The organism is Kitasatospora gansuensis (assembly GCF_014203705.1).
GTDB lineage: Bacteria > Actinomycetota > Actinomycetes > Streptomycetales > Streptomycetaceae > Kitasatospora > Kitasatospora gansuensis.
This window is the reverse complement of record NZ_JACHJR010000001.1, coordinates 3,362,632-3,380,042: the sequence shown is the minus strand read 5'-3', so window position 1 is coordinate 3,380,042 and position 17,411 is coordinate 3,362,632. Positions and strand designations below refer to the sequence as shown.

Annotated in this window: 18 protein-coding genes; 12 read left to right on the top strand and 6 right to left on the bottom strand. The window is 71.7% G+C overall.

Going from position 1 to position 17,411, the window contains the following annotated elements; all coding sequences use genetic code 11:
- The first annotated feature begins 104 nt into the window (after positions 1 to 104).
- Positions 105 to 596, top strand: a complete 492-nt coding sequence (locus tag F4556_RS14775; protein ID WP_184915363.1) for a PH domain-containing protein — start codon at positions 105 to 107, stop codon at positions 594 to 596.
- Here the strand turns inward: F4556_RS14775 and F4556_RS14770 are convergent.
- Positions 587 to 1,600: a bile acid:sodium symporter family protein gene (locus F4556_RS14770; RefSeq protein WP_184915360.1), complete on the bottom strand. Its 1,014-nt coding sequence runs from the start codon at positions 1,598 to 1,600 to the stop codon at positions 587 to 589. The two genes, F4556_RS14775 and F4556_RS14770, sit on opposite strands and share 10 nt — an antisense overlap.
- Before the next feature lie 169 nt (positions 1,601 to 1,769).
- Entirely contained in the window at positions 1,770 to 1,973 is a 204-nt protein-coding gene (locus F4556_RS14765; protein ID WP_057227626.1) for a cold-shock protein, read from the bottom strand.
- A 350-nt stretch (positions 1,974 to 2,323) separates the two neighbouring features.
- Between F4556_RS14765 and F4556_RS14760 the strand changes: the two genes are divergently transcribed.
- The 8 genes from F4556_RS14760 to F4556_RS14725 all read left to right on the top strand — a co-directional run bounded on the left by F4556_RS14760 (position 2,324) and on the right by F4556_RS14725 (position 10,028).
- Positions 2,324 to 3,196: a menaquinone biosynthetic enzyme MqnA/MqnD family protein gene (locus tag F4556_RS14760; RefSeq protein ID WP_184915357.1), complete on the top strand. Its 873-nt coding sequence runs from the start codon at positions 2,324 to 2,326 to the stop codon at positions 3,194 to 3,196.
- Positions 3,197 to 3,293: 97 nt separating this feature from the next.
- On the top strand, positions 3,294 to 4,502 hold the full coding sequence (gene mqnC / locus F4556_RS14755) for a cyclic dehypoxanthinyl futalosine synthase (RefSeq protein ID WP_184915354.1): 1,209 nt from the start codon (positions 3,294 to 3,296) through the stop codon (positions 4,500 to 4,502).
- A complete protein-coding gene (locus F4556_RS14750) occupies positions 4,502 to 5,101 on the top strand; it encodes an amidohydrolase family protein (protein WP_184915351.1) in 600 nt (199 codons plus the stop codon). The genes mqnC and F4556_RS14750 overlap by 1 nt, the downstream gene beginning before the upstream one ends.
- Before the next feature lie 192 nt (positions 5,102 to 5,293).
- On the top strand, positions 5,294 to 5,875 hold the full coding sequence (locus F4556_RS14745; protein WP_184915348.1) for a hypothetical protein: 582 nt from the start codon (positions 5,294 to 5,296) through the stop codon (positions 5,873 to 5,875).
- A 192-nt stretch (positions 5,876 to 6,067) separates the two neighbouring features.
- Positions 6,068 to 6,766: a demethylmenaquinone methyltransferase gene (locus F4556_RS14740; RefSeq protein ID WP_184915345.1), complete on the top strand. Its 699-nt coding sequence runs from the start codon at positions 6,068 to 6,070 to the stop codon at positions 6,764 to 6,766.
- A gap of 234 nt (positions 6,767 to 7,000) precedes the next feature.
- Complete coding sequence (locus tag F4556_RS14735) at positions 7,001 to 8,284, top strand: geranylgeranyl reductase family protein (protein WP_184924622.1); 1,284 nt, start codon at positions 7,001 to 7,003, stop codon at positions 8,282 to 8,284.
- A 140-nt stretch (positions 8,285 to 8,424) separates the two neighbouring features.
- On the top strand, positions 8,425 to 9,336 hold the full coding sequence (gene sigJ, locus F4556_RS14730) for an RNA polymerase sigma factor SigJ (protein ID WP_184915342.1): 912 nt from the start codon (positions 8,425 to 8,427) through the stop codon (positions 9,334 to 9,336).
- A 23-nt stretch (positions 9,337 to 9,359) separates the two neighbouring features.
- Positions 9,360 to 10,028, top strand: a complete 669-nt coding sequence (locus F4556_RS14725; RefSeq protein ID WP_184915339.1) for an NAD(P)-dependent oxidoreductase — start codon at positions 9,360 to 9,362, stop codon at positions 10,026 to 10,028.
- 1 nt (position 10,029) lies between these two features.
- Here F4556_RS14725 and F4556_RS14720 read toward each other — a convergent pair whose 3' ends face one another.
- The 3 genes from F4556_RS14720 to F4556_RS14710 form a co-directional block, all read right to left on the bottom strand.
- Positions 10,030 to 10,350, bottom strand: coding sequence for a MazG-like family protein (locus tag F4556_RS14720; RefSeq protein WP_184915336.1), 321 nt, complete (start codon positions 10,348 to 10,350; stop codon positions 10,030 to 10,032).
- Positions 10,351 to 10,408: 58 nt separating this feature from the next.
- A complete protein-coding gene (locus tag F4556_RS14715) occupies positions 10,409 to 11,098 on the bottom strand; it encodes a peptidylprolyl isomerase (protein ID WP_184915333.1) in 690 nt (229 codons plus the stop codon).
- Positions 11,099 to 11,168: 70 nt separating this feature from the next.
- Positions 11,169 to 13,580: a tetratricopeptide repeat protein gene (locus F4556_RS14710; RefSeq protein ID WP_184915330.1), complete on the bottom strand. Its 2,412-nt coding sequence runs from the start codon at positions 13,578 to 13,580 to the stop codon at positions 11,169 to 11,171.
- A 201-nt stretch (positions 13,581 to 13,781) separates the two neighbouring features.
- On the opposite strand from F4556_RS14710, the gene F4556_RS14705 reads away from it, so the two are divergent.
- A complete protein-coding gene (locus F4556_RS14705; RefSeq protein WP_184915327.1) occupies positions 13,782 to 14,729 on the top strand; it encodes a DMT family transporter in 948 nt (315 codons plus the stop codon).
- Here the strand turns inward: F4556_RS14705 and F4556_RS14700 are convergent.
- Positions 14,699 to 15,256 (bottom strand): hypothetical protein, encoded by a 558-nt coding sequence (locus F4556_RS14700; protein WP_184915324.1) that lies wholly within the window; start codon positions 15,254 to 15,256, stop codon positions 14,699 to 14,701. The genes F4556_RS14705 and F4556_RS14700 overlap by 31 nt on opposite strands.
- Positions 15,257 to 15,408: 152 nt before the next feature.
- Between F4556_RS14700 and F4556_RS14695 the strand changes: the two genes are divergently transcribed.
- Complete coding sequence (locus F4556_RS14695; protein ID WP_184915321.1) at positions 15,409 to 16,458, top strand: sensor histidine kinase; 1,050 nt, start codon at positions 15,409 to 15,411, stop codon at positions 16,456 to 16,458.
- Positions 16,455 to 17,117: a response regulator gene (locus tag F4556_RS14690; protein WP_184915318.1), complete on the top strand. Its 663-nt coding sequence runs from the start codon at positions 16,455 to 16,457 to the stop codon at positions 17,115 to 17,117. The genes F4556_RS14695 and F4556_RS14690 overlap by 4 nt, the downstream gene beginning before the upstream one ends.
- Positions 17,118 to 17,411: the final 294 nt, after the last annotated feature.

Below are 17,411 nucleotides of genomic sequence, written 5' to 3'. Positions count from 1 at the left end.
AGGGTAGGTCACCCCGCGGACAGCGATCCCCGCCTTCCGGAGCCGTTCGGCGTCGAGCTGGCCACCGACCGGTTCTAGTTCACGCGGGCACTACCATCCCGCGCATGGACGAGATACGGATCGGGTTCGGCCCGGTGGGGCTGCGCAGGACGAAGCTGCGGATGGCGGGGATCGTGGTGCTGTTCGGCGGCATCGCCGCCCTGATGGTTGCGCAGGACGCGGGTGGGAACGGCCCGGTGGTCGGCGGTGCCGTCGGTGTGCTGGCCGTCGTCGCTCTCACGTCGCTGGTCAGGCACGGCTGGAGCAGCACCACCCTCACGCCGGCCGGGCTGGTGCTGGCCTCTCCGGGCAGTCGCAGGACGGTGCCCTGGGAGCGGATCACCCGGATCGAGGTCCGGCGCAGGACCGGGCGGTACGGCCGCAGTTGGGTGGAGGCCCGGATCCTGCTCGTGGACGCGGCCCCGGTGCGGTTGCCGGGCTTGCTGGAGGCCGGGGGCGGCCACTCCAAGAAGGAGTTCCAGGACCATGTCGGCGTCCTGCTGAGGTACTGGCAGCAGGCGACCGGCCGTACCGAGGCGGTGCTCGTTCAGCTGTGATCCGGTGTGGCCTGCCGGGCCCAGCGTTGGGCGAGCACCGTGCAGACCATCAGCTGGAGTTGGTGGAAGAGCATCAGCGGGAGCACCGCCATCCCGACCGCCGCGGCGGGGAACAGGATGGTGGCCAGCGGCAGGCCGTTGGCCAGGCTCTTCTTGGAGCCGCAGAACTGGGCGGTGATCCGGTCGGCCCGGGAGAGGCCGAGGCGGCGGGCGGCGGTGCCGGTGAAGAGCAGGACGAGGGCGAGCATGGTGAGGCAGATCGCGGCCAGCCAGAGCAGCTGACCGATCGTCACCCGGCTCCAGATGCCCTCCCGGACGCCCTCGCTGAAGGCGGTGTAGACGATCAGCAGGATGGAGCCGCGGTCGACCAGCATGGTCAGCCAGCGGTGCCGCTTCAGCCAGGGCGCGACCCAGCGGCGGAGCAGCTGCCCGAGGGCGAACGGGACGAGCAGCTGGAGCACGATGTCCAGGACCTGCTGCCCGCTGATCCGTACGCCGGCGCCGCCGGCCAGCAGCCAGGCGGCCAGCAGCGGGGTGAGCACGATGCCGACCAGGCTGGAGAAGGTGGCCGCGCAGATCGCGGCGGCGACGTTGCCGCGGGCCATCGAGGTGAAGGCGATCGAGGACTGCACGGTGGAGGAGAGCAGGGTGAGGAAGAGCACCCCGGTCGCCAACTGCGGGGCCAGGACGGCGGACGGGAGCAGCCGGGTGGCCTCGCCGAGCAGCGGGAAGAGCACGAAGGTGCTGCCCAGGATGAGCAGGTGCAGCCGCCAGTGCCGGGCGCCGGCCAGCGCCTCCTGGGGGGAGAGCCGGGCGCCGTACAGGAAGAAGAGGAGTCCGACCGCGACGCTCACCGAGTCGCTCGCGAGTTCGGCGGCGGCGCCCCGGGCGGGGAGCAGGGTGGCCAGGCCGACGGTGCCGAGCAGCAGGAGCAGGTAGCCGTCGATCCCGATCCGGTGCAGTCGGCGGTCGAAGGCCCGGAGCAGGCGGGTGGCCAGGTGCATGGCCTCGATCATGCCTGGTGGGGGTCGGGACAGAGGCAGGGGGCCCGCCGCGTCCGAAGACGTGGCGGGCCCCCTTGGTGGTACTCGTCATGCTCGTACCGGCGGCCGCGCGGGCCGCCGCCGGACCCGAAATGGGGTCCAGAGCGATCAGATCATCAGAGGAGATGAATCAGATAGCGGTGACGTTCTCCGCCTGCGGGCCCTTCGGGCCCTGGGTGACGTCGAACGAGACCGCCTGGTTCTCCTCCAGCGAGCGGAAACCGTTCGCGTTGATGGCGGAGTAGTGGACGAAGACGTCGGGGCCGCCGCCCTCCTGGGCGATGAAGCCGAAGCCCTTCTCAGCGTTGAACCACTTGACGGTTCCCTGAGCCATGCCGTTCTCCTTGCGAGGGACGTTTCGGTAACCACACCGTGTGGAACCGGTCCGCTGCGCTGATCGCCCCGCCTCCGGAAGGGTCCGGAGTTTTTCGATAACGCTGAAAAACTACAAAAAGCCCGCGGTTACATGCTCCGCAGGCTTCAAGTACTGCAAGGGGAATCAAACTGCAACTGGATGGAACGGTAGCACGCAGCGGCAGCCCCGACCAGGGGTGACCAAGGCCACGCTCCTCGTGTCCCGCGCGCGCGTGGCACGGACCGTCAGGGGCCCCTGACCACCCCGCCGCTGTGAACGGGCATACGCTGCGGAGAGCGCACGAAACGGGCAGGTAGGAAGGACGCACGGTGACCGGTCAGGACACGAGTGGCTCGGCGGCGGTAAGGCCGCGGGTCGGACACATCCAGTTCCTCAACTGTCTTCCGCTGTACTGGGGGCTGGCCAGGACCGGCAACCTGCTCGACCTCGACCTGACCAAGGACACCCCGGAGAAGCTCAGCGACCAACTCGTGAACGGTGCGCTCGACATCGGCCCGATCACCTGCGTGGAGTACCTGCGCAACGCGGACAAGCTGGTGGTGCTCCCGGACATCGCGGTCGGCAGCGACGGCCCGGTGATGTCCTGCGTCATCGTCAGCAAGCTGCCGCTGGCCGAGCTGGACGGCCGCCGGGTCGCCCTCGGCTCCACCTCCCGCACCTCCGTCCGACTGGCCCGGCTGCTGCTGGAGCAGCGCGAGGGCGTCCGGCCCGAGTACTTCACCGCCGCGCCGGACCTGGACGCGATGCTCGCCGAGGCCGACGCCGCCGTGCTGATCGGCGACCCGGCGCTGCGCGCCTCGCTGGAGCAGGCGCCCCAGCAGGGCCTGGCGGTGCACGACCTGGGCGCGATGTGGAAGGACTGGACCGGCCTCCCGTTCGTCTTCGCGGTCTGGGCCGCCCGCCGCGACTACGCCGAGCGCAGCCCCGAGACGGTGGCCGCCGTGCACCGGGCCTTCCTGGAGTCCCGCGACCTCTCGCTGGCCGAGGCCGGCCAGGTGGCCGCGCAGGCCGCCCGCTGGGAGTCCTTCGACGCGCCCGTCCTGGAGCGGTACTTCAGCGAGGCGCTGGACTTCTCGCTCGGTGAGCGGCAGCTCGCCGGGATCGCCGAGTTCGCCCGCCGGATCGGCCACGACAGCGGCTTCGCGCCGGACGTGACGGTCACTCTGCTCCAGCCCGCCTGACCCGGCTGTCGCAGGCCCCGACACGCCCGTGGGGGCGTGACGGGGCTGGCGTAGGCTGGTTCGCGTCCGACGTCGGAAGAGAAAGAAGGCCAGCAAGGTGTCCGAGCAGAACCTTTCCGCCAACGACCTGCAGGCCGTCCTCGACCGCGCGGCCGCCGGCGGCCGGATCACCCCGGAGGAGGCGCTGGAGCTCTACCGCTCCGCGCCGCTGCACGCGCTCGGCTCCGCCGCCGACGCCGTACGCCGCCGCCGCTACGCGGGCACCGAGCACATCGCGACGTACATCATCGAACGGAACATCAACTACACCAACGTCTGCGTGACGGCCTGTAAGTTCTGCGCCTTCTACGTGGCGCCGAAGAGCGACAAGGGCTGGTCCCGCGACCTGGACGAGATCCTCCGCCGCTGCGCCGAGACGGTCGAACTGGGCGGCACCCAGGTGATGTTCCAGGGCGGGCACCACCCGGACTACGGCGTCGAGTACTACGAGACCGCGTTCGCCGCGATCAAGGGCTCGTTCCCCGAGCTGGTGATCCACTCGCTCGGTGCCTCCGAGGTCGAGCACATGGCCCGGCTCTCCAAGGTCTCGATCGAGGAGGCCATCACCCGGATCCACCAGGCGGGCCTGGACTCCTTCGCCGGGGCCGGTGCCGAGCTGCTGCCGGAGCGGCCGCGGAAGGCGATCGCCCCGCTCAAGGAGTCCGGCGAGCGCTGGCTGGAGATCATGGAGGCCGCGCACGGCCTGGGTGTCGAGTCCACCTCCACCATGCTGATGGGCACCGGCGAGACCAACGCCGAGCGGATCGAGCACCTGCGGATGATCCGCGAGGTGCAGGACCGCACCGGCGGCTTCCGGGCGTTCATCCCGTACACCTACCAGCCGCAGAACAACCACCTCAAGGGCCGCACCCAGGCGACCGTGTTCGAGTACCTGCGGATGATCTCGATCGCCCGGCTGTTCCTCGACAACATCGCGCACATCCAGGGCTCCTGGCTCACCACCGGCAAGGAGGCGGGCCAGCTCTCGCTGCACTACGGGGCGGACGACCTCGGCTCGGTGATGCTGGAGGAGAACGTGGTCTCGATGGCCGGTGCCAAGCACCGCTCCAACCTGACCGAGCTGATCCACCTGATCCGCGCGGCCGACCGCACCCCCGCCCAGCGCTCCACCACCTACCAGCACCTGCGGGTGCTGGACGACCCGGCCAACGACCCGGTCGACCCCCGGGTGGCCTCGCACATCGCCTCCACCGCGATCGAGGGCGGCACCGCGCACCCCGAGCTGAAGATCCTCTCCACCACCTGATGCTGACCCTGCACCGGGCCACCGTCCTGGTGGTGGACCCCACCGCCCCGTCGATTCCCGACGGGGCGGTGCTGGTGGACGGCGCGACGGTGGCGGCGGTCGGCCCGTACGCCGCGCTGTCGGATGCCGGGGCCCGGGTGCGGGAGTGGGACGGGCTGCTGACGCCGGGCCTGCTCAACCCGTACGGGCAGTGGCTGCTGGAGACGGCGTACCACCCGGACCCCCGGGAGGAGCTCGGTACCGAACCGCTTGAGCCGGCCGTCCCCGCGGAGCGCCGGGGCGGCAGCGCCCGGCTCGGGCTGCAGCGCCTGCTCGGCCACGGCGTGACCGCGCTGGCCGGCCCCTTCACACTGCCGGCCGTACGCACCGCGGTGACCCGCTCGGGCCTGACCGCCGTGCCCGGTACCGGCGCTCCGGGCGGGCTCGACCCGCTCGCCGGTGCCACGCTGGCCTCGGTCGTGCACCGACCGCTGACCGTCGGCGGCCGGGCCGACTTCGCGGTCTTCGCCGCCGCGTCGGTGGCGGAGCTCGAACGGTCCGGCGCCGGCTGCTGCCTGGCCACCGTGCTGGGCGGACGGCTGCTGTACCGCCGGCGCTGAGCGAGGGTGCCTGGCGGACCGTCAGGGGGAAGGTCAACCCCTTAACGCCCCTTTTATTCACACAAACTGATTGATCCTCGTCGTGACCTGAGGGGTCGCCAGCGGTTACGATCCCGGTCAGCCCTCCGTGCTGCGGACGGGTGCTCTTCCACCGGGTCCTCCCCAGCCCGGTCCGGCAAGCCGACAGGAACCATGCGATCCGCGACCGCTCTCCGCCCGCGCAACGCGCGCCTCGGCCGAGGCTGGTACCTCGCGGCCGTGCTCAGCGCGGTGCTCGCGCTCGGCATGTGCCTGCTCGGCTGGCGCCAGGCCGACCAGGCCGACCGGATCGGCGCCGACCCCGTCCGGGTCCAGGGCACCATCACCCAACTCCCGGCCGGCAGCGCCACCTACAGTTCCATCAGCTACCGAGCCGACGGGCGCCCGCTCACCGCCACCGACCTCTGGCTCCCCGAGCACGCCAAGACCGGTGACCCGATCTGTCTGGAGTACGCCGCCGCGGACCCCGCCGCGGTCCGGGTCTGCGGCAACCGCTACCCCCAGCCCGCCGGCGTCGGCCTGGCCCGCACCAGCGTCCCGATCGCCCTGCTCCTGTTCGCCCTCTGCGCCGCCCGGATCTGGCGCCACCACCGCGCCCGCGCCGCCACCCGCACCGACGTCCGGGTCCGCACCACGGTCGCCTTCGCCACCGAGTCCTTCGGCAACGACATGCCCGCCATCAGCCACGGCAAGCGCAGCCGCCGCCGCAAGCCCGGCCGCCGGGCACGCCGCTAGGCGCTCAGGTCCTACGGTCCAGGGGCTCGGGGAACTGCGACGCCGACCTCGTACAAGGTCACCCGTACGTAAGTGGTCAGGCACTTTCGCTTTTTGACCCATGAGCCACGAACCGTCGCCGTTCCCCGAGCCCCTGCGGGGCTCGTCTCCCCCGAGCGCTTGCCGACAGTCACCGTGGTGAACAATGGGCACGTGACCCGAGCCTCCCTGGACAAGCAGCCGCACGAAGTCGCCGCGATGTTCGACGACGTCGCCGCCAAGTACGACCGTACGAACGACGTGCTCTCCCTCGGTCAGGCCCGTGCCTGGCGCCGTGCGGTGGCCGAGGCGGTGGCCGCCCAGCCGGGGCAGACCGTGCTCGACCTGGGTGCCGGGACCGGCACGTCCTCGCTGCCGTTCGTGGAGGCCGGAGCCGACGTCGTCCCGTGCGACTTCTCGCTCGGCATGCTGACCGAGGGCAAGCTCCGGCACCCCGAACTCGCCCTGACCGCGGGCGACGCGACCAAGCTGCCGTTCGCGGACGACAGCTTCGACGCCGTCACCATCTCCTTCGCGCTGCGCAACGTGCAGGACACCGACGCCGCGCTGCGCGAGCTGTACCGGGTCACCAAGCCCGGTGGCCGGGTGGTCATCTGTGAGTTCTCCACCCCGACCTGGACGCCGTTCCGTACGGTCTACACCGAGTACCTGATGCGCGCGCTGCCGCCGGTCGCCACCGCGGTCAGCAGCAACCCGGACGCCTACGTCTACCTCGCCGAATCGATCCGCTCCTGGCCCGACCAGCCCGCGCTGGCCGCGCGGCTGCAGCAGGCCGCCTGGTCCAAGGTCGCCTGGCGCAACCTCACCGGCGGCATCGTCGCTCTGCACCGAGGCTTCAAGCCTGCACCGTAGCCAGGGGCTGCCTGCCAGATCCCGCCGGGGCCGGGCCGCCCGGTGCGCACGCTCGCCGCACGGCCGAAACGCCCAAGTAGCTCCGCTACGAGGGCGTCCCGGCCGCACGCCGATCGCACGCACCGAACGACCCGGCCTGATCCGGCGGGATCTGGCAGGCAGCCCCTAGACTCGTCCAAGCCAGCCGACCGCATCGCAGGAGTGTGCCCAGCCGTGTCCGAGACCGCAGTTGACCTGAGCAGCGAGACCGTGGAGAGCACCGCCGACGTCATCGTGGTCGGCGCCGGACCGGCCGGTGCCACCACCGCGTACTACCTCGCCCAGGCCGGTCTGGACGTCCTCCTGCTGGAGAAGACCGAGTTCCCGCGCGAGAAGGTCTGCGGCGACGGCCTGACCCCGCGCGCCACCAAGCAGTTGGTGGACATGGGCATCGACGTGTCGACCTCGAACGGCTGGCTGCACAACAAGGGTCTGCGGATCATCGGCGGCGGCGTCCGGCTGGAGCTGGACTGGCCCGAGCTGTCGGCCTTCCCGGACTACGGACTGGTCCGCAAGCGCGCCGACTTCGACGAACTGCTGGCCCGTCAGGCCCAGAAGGCCGGGGCCCGGCTGTACGAGCGGGCCAACGTCACCGGCCCGGTGCTGGACGACCGGACCGGCCGGATCGTGGGCGTCACCGCCAAGTTGGGCGAGGAGAAGCGTCCGGTCACCTTCCGGGCCCCGCTGGTGGTCGCCGCCGACGGCAACTCCACCCGGCTCTCGCTGGCGATGGGCCTGCACCGCCGGGAGGACCGCCCGATGGGCGTCGCGTACCGGACGTACTTCAACTCCCCGCGCCACGACGACGACTACCTCGAGTCCTGGCTGGAGCTGTGGGACACCCGGGGCGGCGACCGCAAGCTGCTGCCCGGCTACGGCTGGATCTTCGGGATGGGCGACGGCACCTCCAACGTCGGCCTCGGCATCCTCAACTCCTCGCCCGCGTTCGGGGAGTTGGACTGGCGCGAGGTGCTCAAGGCGTGGTGCGCCTCGATGCCCGCCGAGTGGGGCTACACCCCCGAGAACATGACCGACCCGATCCGGGGCGCCGCGCTGCCGATGGCGTTCAACCGGCAGCCGCACTACACCCGGGGCCTGCTGCTGGTCGGCGACGCGGCCGGCATGGTCAACCCGTTCAACGGCGAGGGCATCGCGTACGCGATGGAGTCAGGCCAGCTGGCGGCGGGCGTCATCGTCCAGGCCCACGCCCGGATCACCGACGCGGGCCGCGAGCGCGCCCTGGAGGCCTACCCGCGGATCCTCAAGGACGTCTACGGCGGCTACTACACGCTCGGCCGCGGCTTCGTGAAGCTGATCGGCAACCCCAAGGTGATGCAGCTCGCCACCCAGCGCGGCCTGACCCACCCGGTCCTGATGAAGTTCGTCCTCAAGATGCTGGCCAACCTCACCGACCCGCAGGGCGGCGACGCGATGGACCGGATCATCAATGGTCTCGCCAAGGTGGCTCCGAACGCCTGACCCCTTCGCGCAGGCCCGCTCCGGACTCGGTCCGGGGCGGGCCTGCGGCGTTCCCGGGTGAGCCGCGTCACAAGCCGGGGGCCCGGTGTCACACTCCGACCGTCGTTCCGCTCAAAGGATGTGACGCGAAGGAGAGACCGATGTCCGAATCCACACCGGCCGAGGAGGCCGCCACCGAGGTGTTCGTGGCCCACCGGGAGCTGCTGTTCTCGGTGGTCTACGGGATGCTCGGGCTGGTCGCCGACACCGAGGACGTACTGCAGGAGACCTGGCTGGCCTGGGCCGCCCGGGCCGGGGCGGCGGACGGGGCGGAGATCGAGAGCCCCCGGGCGTACCTGGTGCGGATCGCGGTGAACAAGGCGCTGGCCCGGCAGGACGCGGTCCGGCGGCGGCGGGAGACGTACGTCGGGCCGTGGCTGCCGGAGCCGCTGCTCACGCCCGAGGTGGTGGTCGGGGACGCCTCGGGGGAGGTCGAGCGCGGGGAGTCGGTGTCGATGGCCCTGCTGGTGGTGCTGGAGACGCTGACCCCGGTGGAGCGGGCGGTCTTCGTGCTGCACGAGGTGTTCGGCTACCGGCACACCGAGACCGCGGCGATCCTCGGCCGCAGCCCGTCCGCCGTCCGCCAGCTCGCGCACCGCGCCCGGGAGCACGTGCAGGCGCGCCGCCCGCGCTTCCAGACCGATCCGCTGGTCCGCCGTCGGGTGACCGAACGGTTCGCGGCGGCGGTGAGCGGCGGCGACCTCGCCGAGCTGCTGGAGGTGCTCGCCCCCGAGGTGGTGATGTGGGCGGACGGCGGCGGCAAGGCGACCGCGGCCGGACGGCAGCCGGTGCACGGCCGGGACCTGGTCGCGGAGCTGCTGCTCCGGGGCGGTTCGCGCAACGCCTCGCGGCTCCGGGTGGTCTTCGGCCGCGTCAACGGTGACCCCTCGGCGCTGCTGTACGCCGGGGACGGACCGTTCGCCGTGCTGGTCCTCGAACTCGCCCCCGACAGCGACCTGGTGACCGGGATCTACTTCGTCACCAACCCCGACAAGCTCGCCCACCTGGGCTGACGATTCCTCAGAAGGAGCCCACGATGAAGCTCACCATCCTGGCCGCGACCGGTGCCACCGGCCGCCACCTGCTCACCCAGGCCCTGGCGGCCGGCCACCAGGTCACCGCCGTGGTCCGCAACCCCGCCAAGCTGGCGGAACCGTCCGTCCGGACCGTCACCGCCGACCTCTCGCACCCCGACCCCGAGGCGCTCGCCGCCGCCGTCGAGGGGGCCGACGCGGTGCTCTCCGCCCTCGGCGCCACGTCCAGTTCGGAGCCCGGGGTGGCCTGGCGCGGCACCGAGGCGGTGGTCGCCGCGATGCACGCCACCGGGGTCCGACGGATCGTCACCCTCAGCGCGGCCCCGATCGGCGCCGTCGCCTCACCGGCCCGCCCCAACCCACCGAAGCACGACCCCGGCGACACCTTCCTGATGCGCCACCTCGGCGCCCCGCTGACCCGGTTCTTCCTCCGCGAGCACTACGCCGACCTGGCCCGGATGGAGGACGTCCTGCGCGCCGCCCCCCTCGACTGGACCTCCGTCCGCCCGCCCCGCCTCACCAACGGCCCCCTGACGGCCACCTACCGCACCGCCCTCGACCGCAACCTCCCCGGCGGCACCAGCGCCTCCCGCGCGGACGTGGCCCACTGCATGCTCGCCACCCTCACCCGCCCGGACACCATCCGCCACACCTTGGGCGTGGCACGGTAGTTCAGGGCTGCTGCTGGGAGCGGCGGTCGACGTGGGCCAGCCGTTCGGCGAAGACGGTGCGGGCGTCCGGGGTGAGGGTGCGGAGGGCTACCAGGGCGGCGAAGGCCACGTCGCAGAGTTCGTGCTGGACGTCGGTCCAGGTGTGGGTGGTGCCCTTGCGGGGGTTCTGGCCGGTGGCGCCGAGGACGGCCTGGGCGACCTCGCCCGCCTCTTCGGTGACCTTGAGGATGCGGAGCAACTTCTCGTCGCCCTCGGAGAGTTGGCTCTCGGAGTCGAGCCAGTCGACCAGGCGATCGAGGGTGTCCCAGGTGCTGGCGTCCATGGTGGTGCTCCCGTGCGGTGGTGGGCGGTCGGCGGCACCACCGTACGGGAGCGCCCGGTCAGCGCTTGCTGATCTTGACGTCCCGGAAGGTGGGCAGCAGGTTCGGGTAGCCGTCGCCGGGGTTGTTCTGCGAGTCCGAGCCGGCCGCGGCGATCTTCTGGAGCACGTCCAGACCTGCGGTGACCTGGCCGAACGGGGTGTAGGCGGGGGACAGCTTGGTGTCCTTCCAGACGAAGAAGAACTGGCTGCCGTTGGTGTTCGGCCCGGCGTTGGCCATCGCCACGGTGCCAGCCGGGTAGGTGGCGCCGGTGAGGTTCTCGTCCGGGAAGGAGTAGCCGGGGCCGCCGCTGCCGGTGCCGGTCGGGTCGCCGCACTGGAGGACGAAGATCCGCTCGGTGGTGAGCCGGTGGCAGTGGCTCTTGTCGAAGTAGTCGTGCTCCGCCAGGAAGCGGAACGAGAAGGTGGTGCACGGTGCCTGGGTGGTCAACGCCTTGAAGGTGATGGCCCCTTGGGTGGTCTTCAGGGTCGCGCTGTACGGCTGGGCGGCCTTCTTGGCGTCGAAGACCGGGATGCCCTTGAAGTTGTCGGCGGGCACCGCGGGTGTGTAGGCGCAGGTCACCGTCGCGACGGGGGCGGCGTCGGCGACACCGACCGAAGTGGTCAGCAGGAGCGGCACAGTGGTGGCGGCGGACAGTAACGCCCAGTGTTTGCGCAGCACTTGGGGTGCCTCCGGAGGATAGATTGACATGGACCAATCATCCATGCCCATCGGTCCGTTCGGTATGCACGATGTCAGGTCGACCCACCCTGGCGCTGCGTCAGAAGCGACTGTCCTCCCCTGTGACGGCCTTCTCCGCCTGTTGGTGGGCGCCCGCACGCCGATAGGCAGCTACTGCGGCGTCGCGCAGGGACCGGACCTCGGACGCCGGCAAGCCGGCCTGCTGTGCCGTGTCAGCCAGCTCGCCCAGGGCCTGCCCTTCCCGGTAGTGCTCGGTCAGGGCCTGAAAGATCTGGACCGCCTGCTGACCGGCCTCGGCGGCCCGGTCGAACTCACTCAGCGCGCGGAGGGCACTGCCAAGGTTGTTGAGGTTCATGGCTTCGCCCATGCGGTCACCAAGGGTCCGGCAAGCCGCCAGGTCCCGCTGCATGGCAGCCGTGGCCTCCTCGCAGCGTCCCATGCTCACCAAGGTCAGACCGTGATTACCCCAGACCCAGGCCAGCTCGTCAATGCTGCCGAGGGCAGTGACCACCGCGACGGCCTGAAGGTGCGCACTGTGCGCGGCCACCACGTTGCCCGCCTCGTGCAGGACGACCCCGAGGAGGGACAAACTGGACGCCATGCCCCGCTGGTTCCCGATTTCCCGATTGATGGCGAGGGCCTGCTGGTAGTCGGCTTGCGCCGCATCGCGGCGGTCCAGGCCCTTGAGGGCACGGCCGCAGTCAAGCAGAGCCTCGGCTTCGAACGCGCGATTTCCGAGCGCCCGAGCGGCGGCCAGCTCGATTCTGCTGGTGGTGTGGAGATCGTCGTAGCGCCGACGCAGGCTCAGGTGGGTGGTGAGGGCGTCGGCGAGCGAGCGGGCAATCGTCAGGAGTTGCAGACCGTCGGCCAACTGGACTCCGGCGATCAGATTGGTCTGCTCGGTGTCCAACCAGAGGATGGCGGCGTCGCGGTCGGGGAACAGGGCCGGTGGCCGGCGGGCGGACGCGAGCCGCAGATGAGCGTCGGCGGCCCTGGTCGTGTCGTTGTAGTACCTGAGCAGGCGGACCAGAGCCGGACGGTGGTTGCGGCCTGCTGCTCGCGCATGCTCGATGGAGTGGTCCCGGACCAGGTCGTGCATGGTCCAGCGCCCGCCGACCGGGCTCTGCCGGAGCAGGCTGGCGTTGGCGAGGGCGGTGAGCCGCTGGCGGGTGTGGCTGATCTTCTGACCGGAGAGCTGCGCGGCCGCTTCGGTGGAGATGTCCGGGCCGGGGGCGAGCGCCAGTTGCTCCAGCAGTTGGGTCTCCGGGATGGTCAGGCGGCGCCGGGAGCGGTCCAGCGAGACCCTGACAGCCAGTCGCCCGTCTTGGAGCTGGTCGAGCCGACTGCCCGTACTGGCCAGGTCGTCCAGCAGGTCCTCGGCGAGCCGGGCCATCGTCAGGTGCGGGTCCCGGACGAGTTGGGCGGTGGTGATCTGCAGGGCCAACGGCAGATATCCGCAGAGCTGAGTGAGCAGAGCCGTGCCGTCCGGGTCCGAGGACACTCGCTCGGGACGGCGGTTGGCCGTGCGGAGGGTGCGCTCGACCAAGGCGCCGGCGGCAGTCGGGGTCAGCACCTCCAGATCGACCAGCGTGGCGCCGAGCGCCACCAGGGTGTCGCGGGAGGTGGTCAGCAGCCGGTGACGCCCGGCGCCCGGGACCAGCGAGCGCAGCTGTTCAGGGTCCGATGCGTTGTCGGCGATGACCAGCACGGCTTCGCGGGCGGCGAGTTGGGACCGGTACAGCGAGGCCCGGGCCTCCTCGTCGGGCGGGATCTGCTCGAGTGGCACCCCGAGGGCGCGGAGCAGGGTGTCCAGGGCGTGGGTGGCCTCGACCGGGGTGTCGTCGTAGCCGTGCAGGTCGATGAAGAGCGCGCCGGTGAACCAGCCCTGCTCCAGTGCGGCGTGGCCGGCCGCCAAGGCCAGGGTGGTCTTGCCGATACCGCCCATGCCGGCCACCGAGGTGACCAGGACGGGTTCGGCTTCGGAGGCGGGGTCGAGGAGCGGCAGCAGAGCCGCCAACTCTGCTTCACGCCCAGTGAATTCGGGAGGCAGGGCGCGGAGCGGCGCCAGCGCGGAGGGTGCGGGGCGGCGCTGTTCGGGGAGGCCGAGGTTGGCGGTCTGGGCCATCACCACGGTGCCGTGGAAGTCGCCGTCGTTGATCTGGTTGGTGGTCCAGGGGAGGGCGAGCGGGGCAGGCGGTGAAGGGAGCAGGGCGGCCCAGGAGGCTTCGTCGAAGGGGAGTTCCGCCCAGTCGCTCCAGAGCTCGGCCAGGGCGAGCAGGCAGCCCCGGTCCTCGAACGACGGCGGCCGGGCGTCCTTGCGGTTGGCCGGCGCCCAGTCGTTGATCCGGCGGGCGGTGAACTCGGCCGCTCCCGGCCGGGTGGAGAGCCGGACGGCCTGCTCGGTGGCCAGGGCGGAGAACCGCAGCCCGGTGGCCTCCCGCTCGGCGCGGGCGTGCTCCCGCAGGTCACGCAGCCGGTCGTACAGGTCCAACGCCAACTCCCACCACTCCGAACCGTCGTCAGCAGATTACGGCCCGGCAGCTGACGACGCTTCGGAAACGTCGTGCCGAGGCGGTGACCACGGTCCGAGGGCCGGAATGGTGTTGATCAGTCAGGCCGGGTAGGCGACGATGGCCCGCCAGCAGCTCCGTCCGAAGGCGTACGGGTCCCAGCCTTCCGGAGGAGAGCTCCCATGCGCATGTCCGCTGCCCAGACCGTCCGTGACCTGCCGGTGCTCGGCGTTGCCGTGGTGTGGGGATCCAGCTTTCTGGCGGTCAAGAACGTGGCCACGGCGGACAGCGTGGTGGCGATGCTGGTGCTCCGGTTCGGCCTGGTGCTGCCGCTGTTGGCGCTGTTCACCTGGCGGGCGCTGGTGAAGCTGACGGTCCGGGAGTGGCTCGGCGGTGCGGTGCTCGGGCTGGTGCTCGGGGCGATCTTCCTGCTCGAGACGTACGGGGCGGTGCACACCTCGGCGACCAACGCCGGGCTGATCATCAGCCTCACCATGGTGTTCACCCCGCTCGCGGAGAGCGTGCTGAGCCGGACCGCGCTGCCCCGGGTGTTCGTCGCGGCGGCCGGGCTGTCGGTGGTCGGTGTTGCCTTGCTGACCGGCGGCGGTGGTTTCCGGGTGCCGGGCCTCGGCGATCTGCTGGTGCTGGGCGCGGCCGTGGTCCGTACCGTCAACGTGCTGACCATGTCCCGGCTGCGGATCATCAAGGGCACCGACTCCAGCGCCCTGACCTGGGTCCAACTCGCCACCGCCACCCTGGTGTTCGCCCTGGTCGCGCCGTTCGTCGGCCCGTCCCCGCTGGCGCTGGCCGCCTCCTACGGCGCCGCCGACTGGGCCCTGCTGCTGCACCTCTCGCTGCTCTGCACCCTGTTCGCCTTCCTCGTCCAGACCTGGGCCGTCCGGGCCACCTCGCCGTCCCGGGTCTCCCTGCTGCTCGGTACCGAACCGCTCTGGGCCGCCGTCTTCGGCATCACCCTGGCCGGCGACCACCTCGGCCCGCTCGCCCTCCTCGGCGCCCTCCTGGTGCTGGTCGGTACCGAGTGGGGCCGCCGCAGTGCGGCCCCGGCCCCGGCTCCCGAGCCGGTCCCGGTGGCGGCGGGTCAGCGCGAACCGGCCCTGGAACGCCGGTAGTAGTCGACGGTGACGGCAGCCAGCAGCGGGCCCCAGAGCAGCAGCGGGGCGTAGCAGAGGGTCATCACCAGGCCGGCCAGGCCGTGCGGGGCCTCCGGGTCGCCCATCGCCTCCGGGCTGTACCAGCCGCCGAGGCCGGCCGTGAAGGTGAGCGCGGTGACCGCGAGCGCGCCCAGGCCGGCCGGGACGACTGCGACGAGCGGGTGGATGGGGCGGCCGCCGATCAGCGGGAGCCAGCGGGGTGCCACCCGGCCCCAGGGGCGGACCAGGCCCAGCGAGAGGAAGGCGAGCGCCTCGGCGAGGGCGCTCAGGGCGATCACGTAGACGGTGCCCCAGCCCGGCATGTGGGCGGTCATCTGCCGCTCGGTCGCGCCGGAGAAGCCGACCGGGATGCCGACGCCAAGGGCGAGTCGCCAGAGGCCGGACGGGACGGTGGTGAGGGCGGCCAGCTTGGCGGCGCGGACGGCCCAGGGGGCGGGAAGGACGGCGGGGGGAAGCGCGGCAGGGGTGGCAACAGCGGTGGTCATCGGGGGGTTCCTCTCGTTCGGTGTGCCTCCAGCCTCGCGGCGGTCCTGGCACCGGCGGCAGATGCCGATCGGGAGGTTTGTGGGTGGTCCGACGGTCCGTCATGTGCCGTTCGGCACAGGCGCTGTCGGGTGTCAGTACCTAGGCTGGACGCATGATCGAGGAGTGGGGGAGCGCCGTACCGGTGCTCGCGGTCGCGGCCGCGCTGTGGACGAGGCGGCCACGGCCGACGGTGGTGGCCGGGGCGGTCTCGCTCGGGCTGACGGCCGTCGGAGCGGCCGGGGGCGGTTTCGGCGAGGGCGGTCCGGCCGGGCTGTTCGGGGTGGTCGAACTGGCCGGTCTGCTGGCCCTGGTGACGGTGACGGTGCGTACCGGCCGGGGCGGGGTGGCCATCGCGGGCCTGGCGGTGGCACTGCTCTGCTGGCCGTTCCGGTACGCGGCCCCGGTCGAGGGCTGGGAGCAGGTCGGACTGCTCGGTTTCGGCGCGGTCGGAGCCCTGGCGGCGGCGCTGATCGGCGGCTACCTCTGGTCGCTGGACGGGCTCCGCCATCGGGAGGTGGCGGCTGCCCGCCGGGCCGAGCAGCTCGAACTCGCGCACGACCTGCACGACTTCGTGGCCCATGACGTGAGCGGGATGGTCGCGCTGGCCCAGGCCGGGGGCTTCCTGGCCGGGCCGCACCCGGAGCTGGCGGCGGTGTTGGAGCGGATCGAGCAGTCCGGTCAGCAGGCGCTCGCCTCACTGGACCGGACGGTCGCCCTGCTGCGTACTCCGGACCAGGACACCGGGGCCCGCCGGAGCCCGCAGCCCGGTATCGCCGAACTCCCGGCGCTGGCCGAGCGGTTCACCGCCTCGGGAGCCGCCACGGTCCGGCTCGACCTGCCGGAGCAGCCGCTCGGCCGGGAGGCCGGGGCCACCGTGCACCGGATCGTGGTCGAGGCGCTGACCAACGTCCGGCGGCATGCTCCGCAGGCCCGGACCGTACTGGTGACGCTCCGTCACAGTCAGGGCAAGAGCCTGGAGTTGACGGTCGCCGATGACGGCGGCGCGGCCGAGCACCAGCCACGTCGGCGGGGCGGCCACGGGTTGAGCGCACTGACCGCCCGGGTCGAGGCGCTGGACGGCACGCTGCACGCGGGCCGCACCGAGCAGGGCTGGCAGGTCACCGTGACGCTGCCGTCGGACCGAACCGAGGGGCAGTCATGAGCACCAGGATCCTGCTGGCCGACGACCACGACGACATCCGCAGCGCGTACCGGATCATCCTGGACGCCCAGCCCGACCTGACCGTGGTGGCGGAGGCGGCCGACGGGGCGTCGGCGCTCGAACAGGCCCGGCTGGTCCGGCCCGACGTGGTGCTGGCGGACATCCGGATGCCGAAGCTGGACGGTCTGGAGCTGACCAGGCAGCTGGCCGGGCCGGAGGTGGCCGACCCGCTGAAGGTGGTCGTGGTGACCACCTTCGACCTGGACGAGTACGTGCACGCCGCGCTCCGGAACGGGGCGGCCGGCTTCCTGCTCAAGCGGTCCAGCCCGGCGCTGCTGGTGGAGGCGGTCCGGGCGGCGATGGCGGGGGACACCCTGATCAGCCCGCAGGTGACGGTGCGCCTGCTGCGTGCGCTGGCCGGCCAGGAAGCGATCGGCCAGGAAGCGACCGGGCCGGCGCCCGAGCCGGTCGACCCGCTCACCGCGCGGGAGCGCGAGCTCGCCGGGCTGGTGGCGGACGGGGCGACCAACGCCGAGATCGCCGAGCGGCTCTTCATCTCGGCGGGGACGGTCAAGAACCACCTGGCCAACATCCAGCGCAAGCTCGGCGTCCGGAACCGGGTCGGCATCGCGGCCCGGGTCTGGGGCGAACGGCGGTAGCCGGGCCGGGCGTTCGTGCGCTTGTGAACGAAAGGTCAAGCGAGTGTTCGGAGGTCGCCACCCGGTCGGGTGAGATCCACTATCACGTCAACCCGGCTCCTTGAAATTTGCTCGGCACGCAGTCCAATTGATATAGGCAGAGCCCCCTGACCAGTCACTTCACCGATAATTGCGACGGTTTGTGAGCACTTGCCTGCACTGTGTTGATTGAAGACGACTCCGGTGCCTTGGTTGCGCTTTGCGAGGTGGCGTAGATCACAAAGATCATCCAGAACTGCGTGTCGCAGATCACAA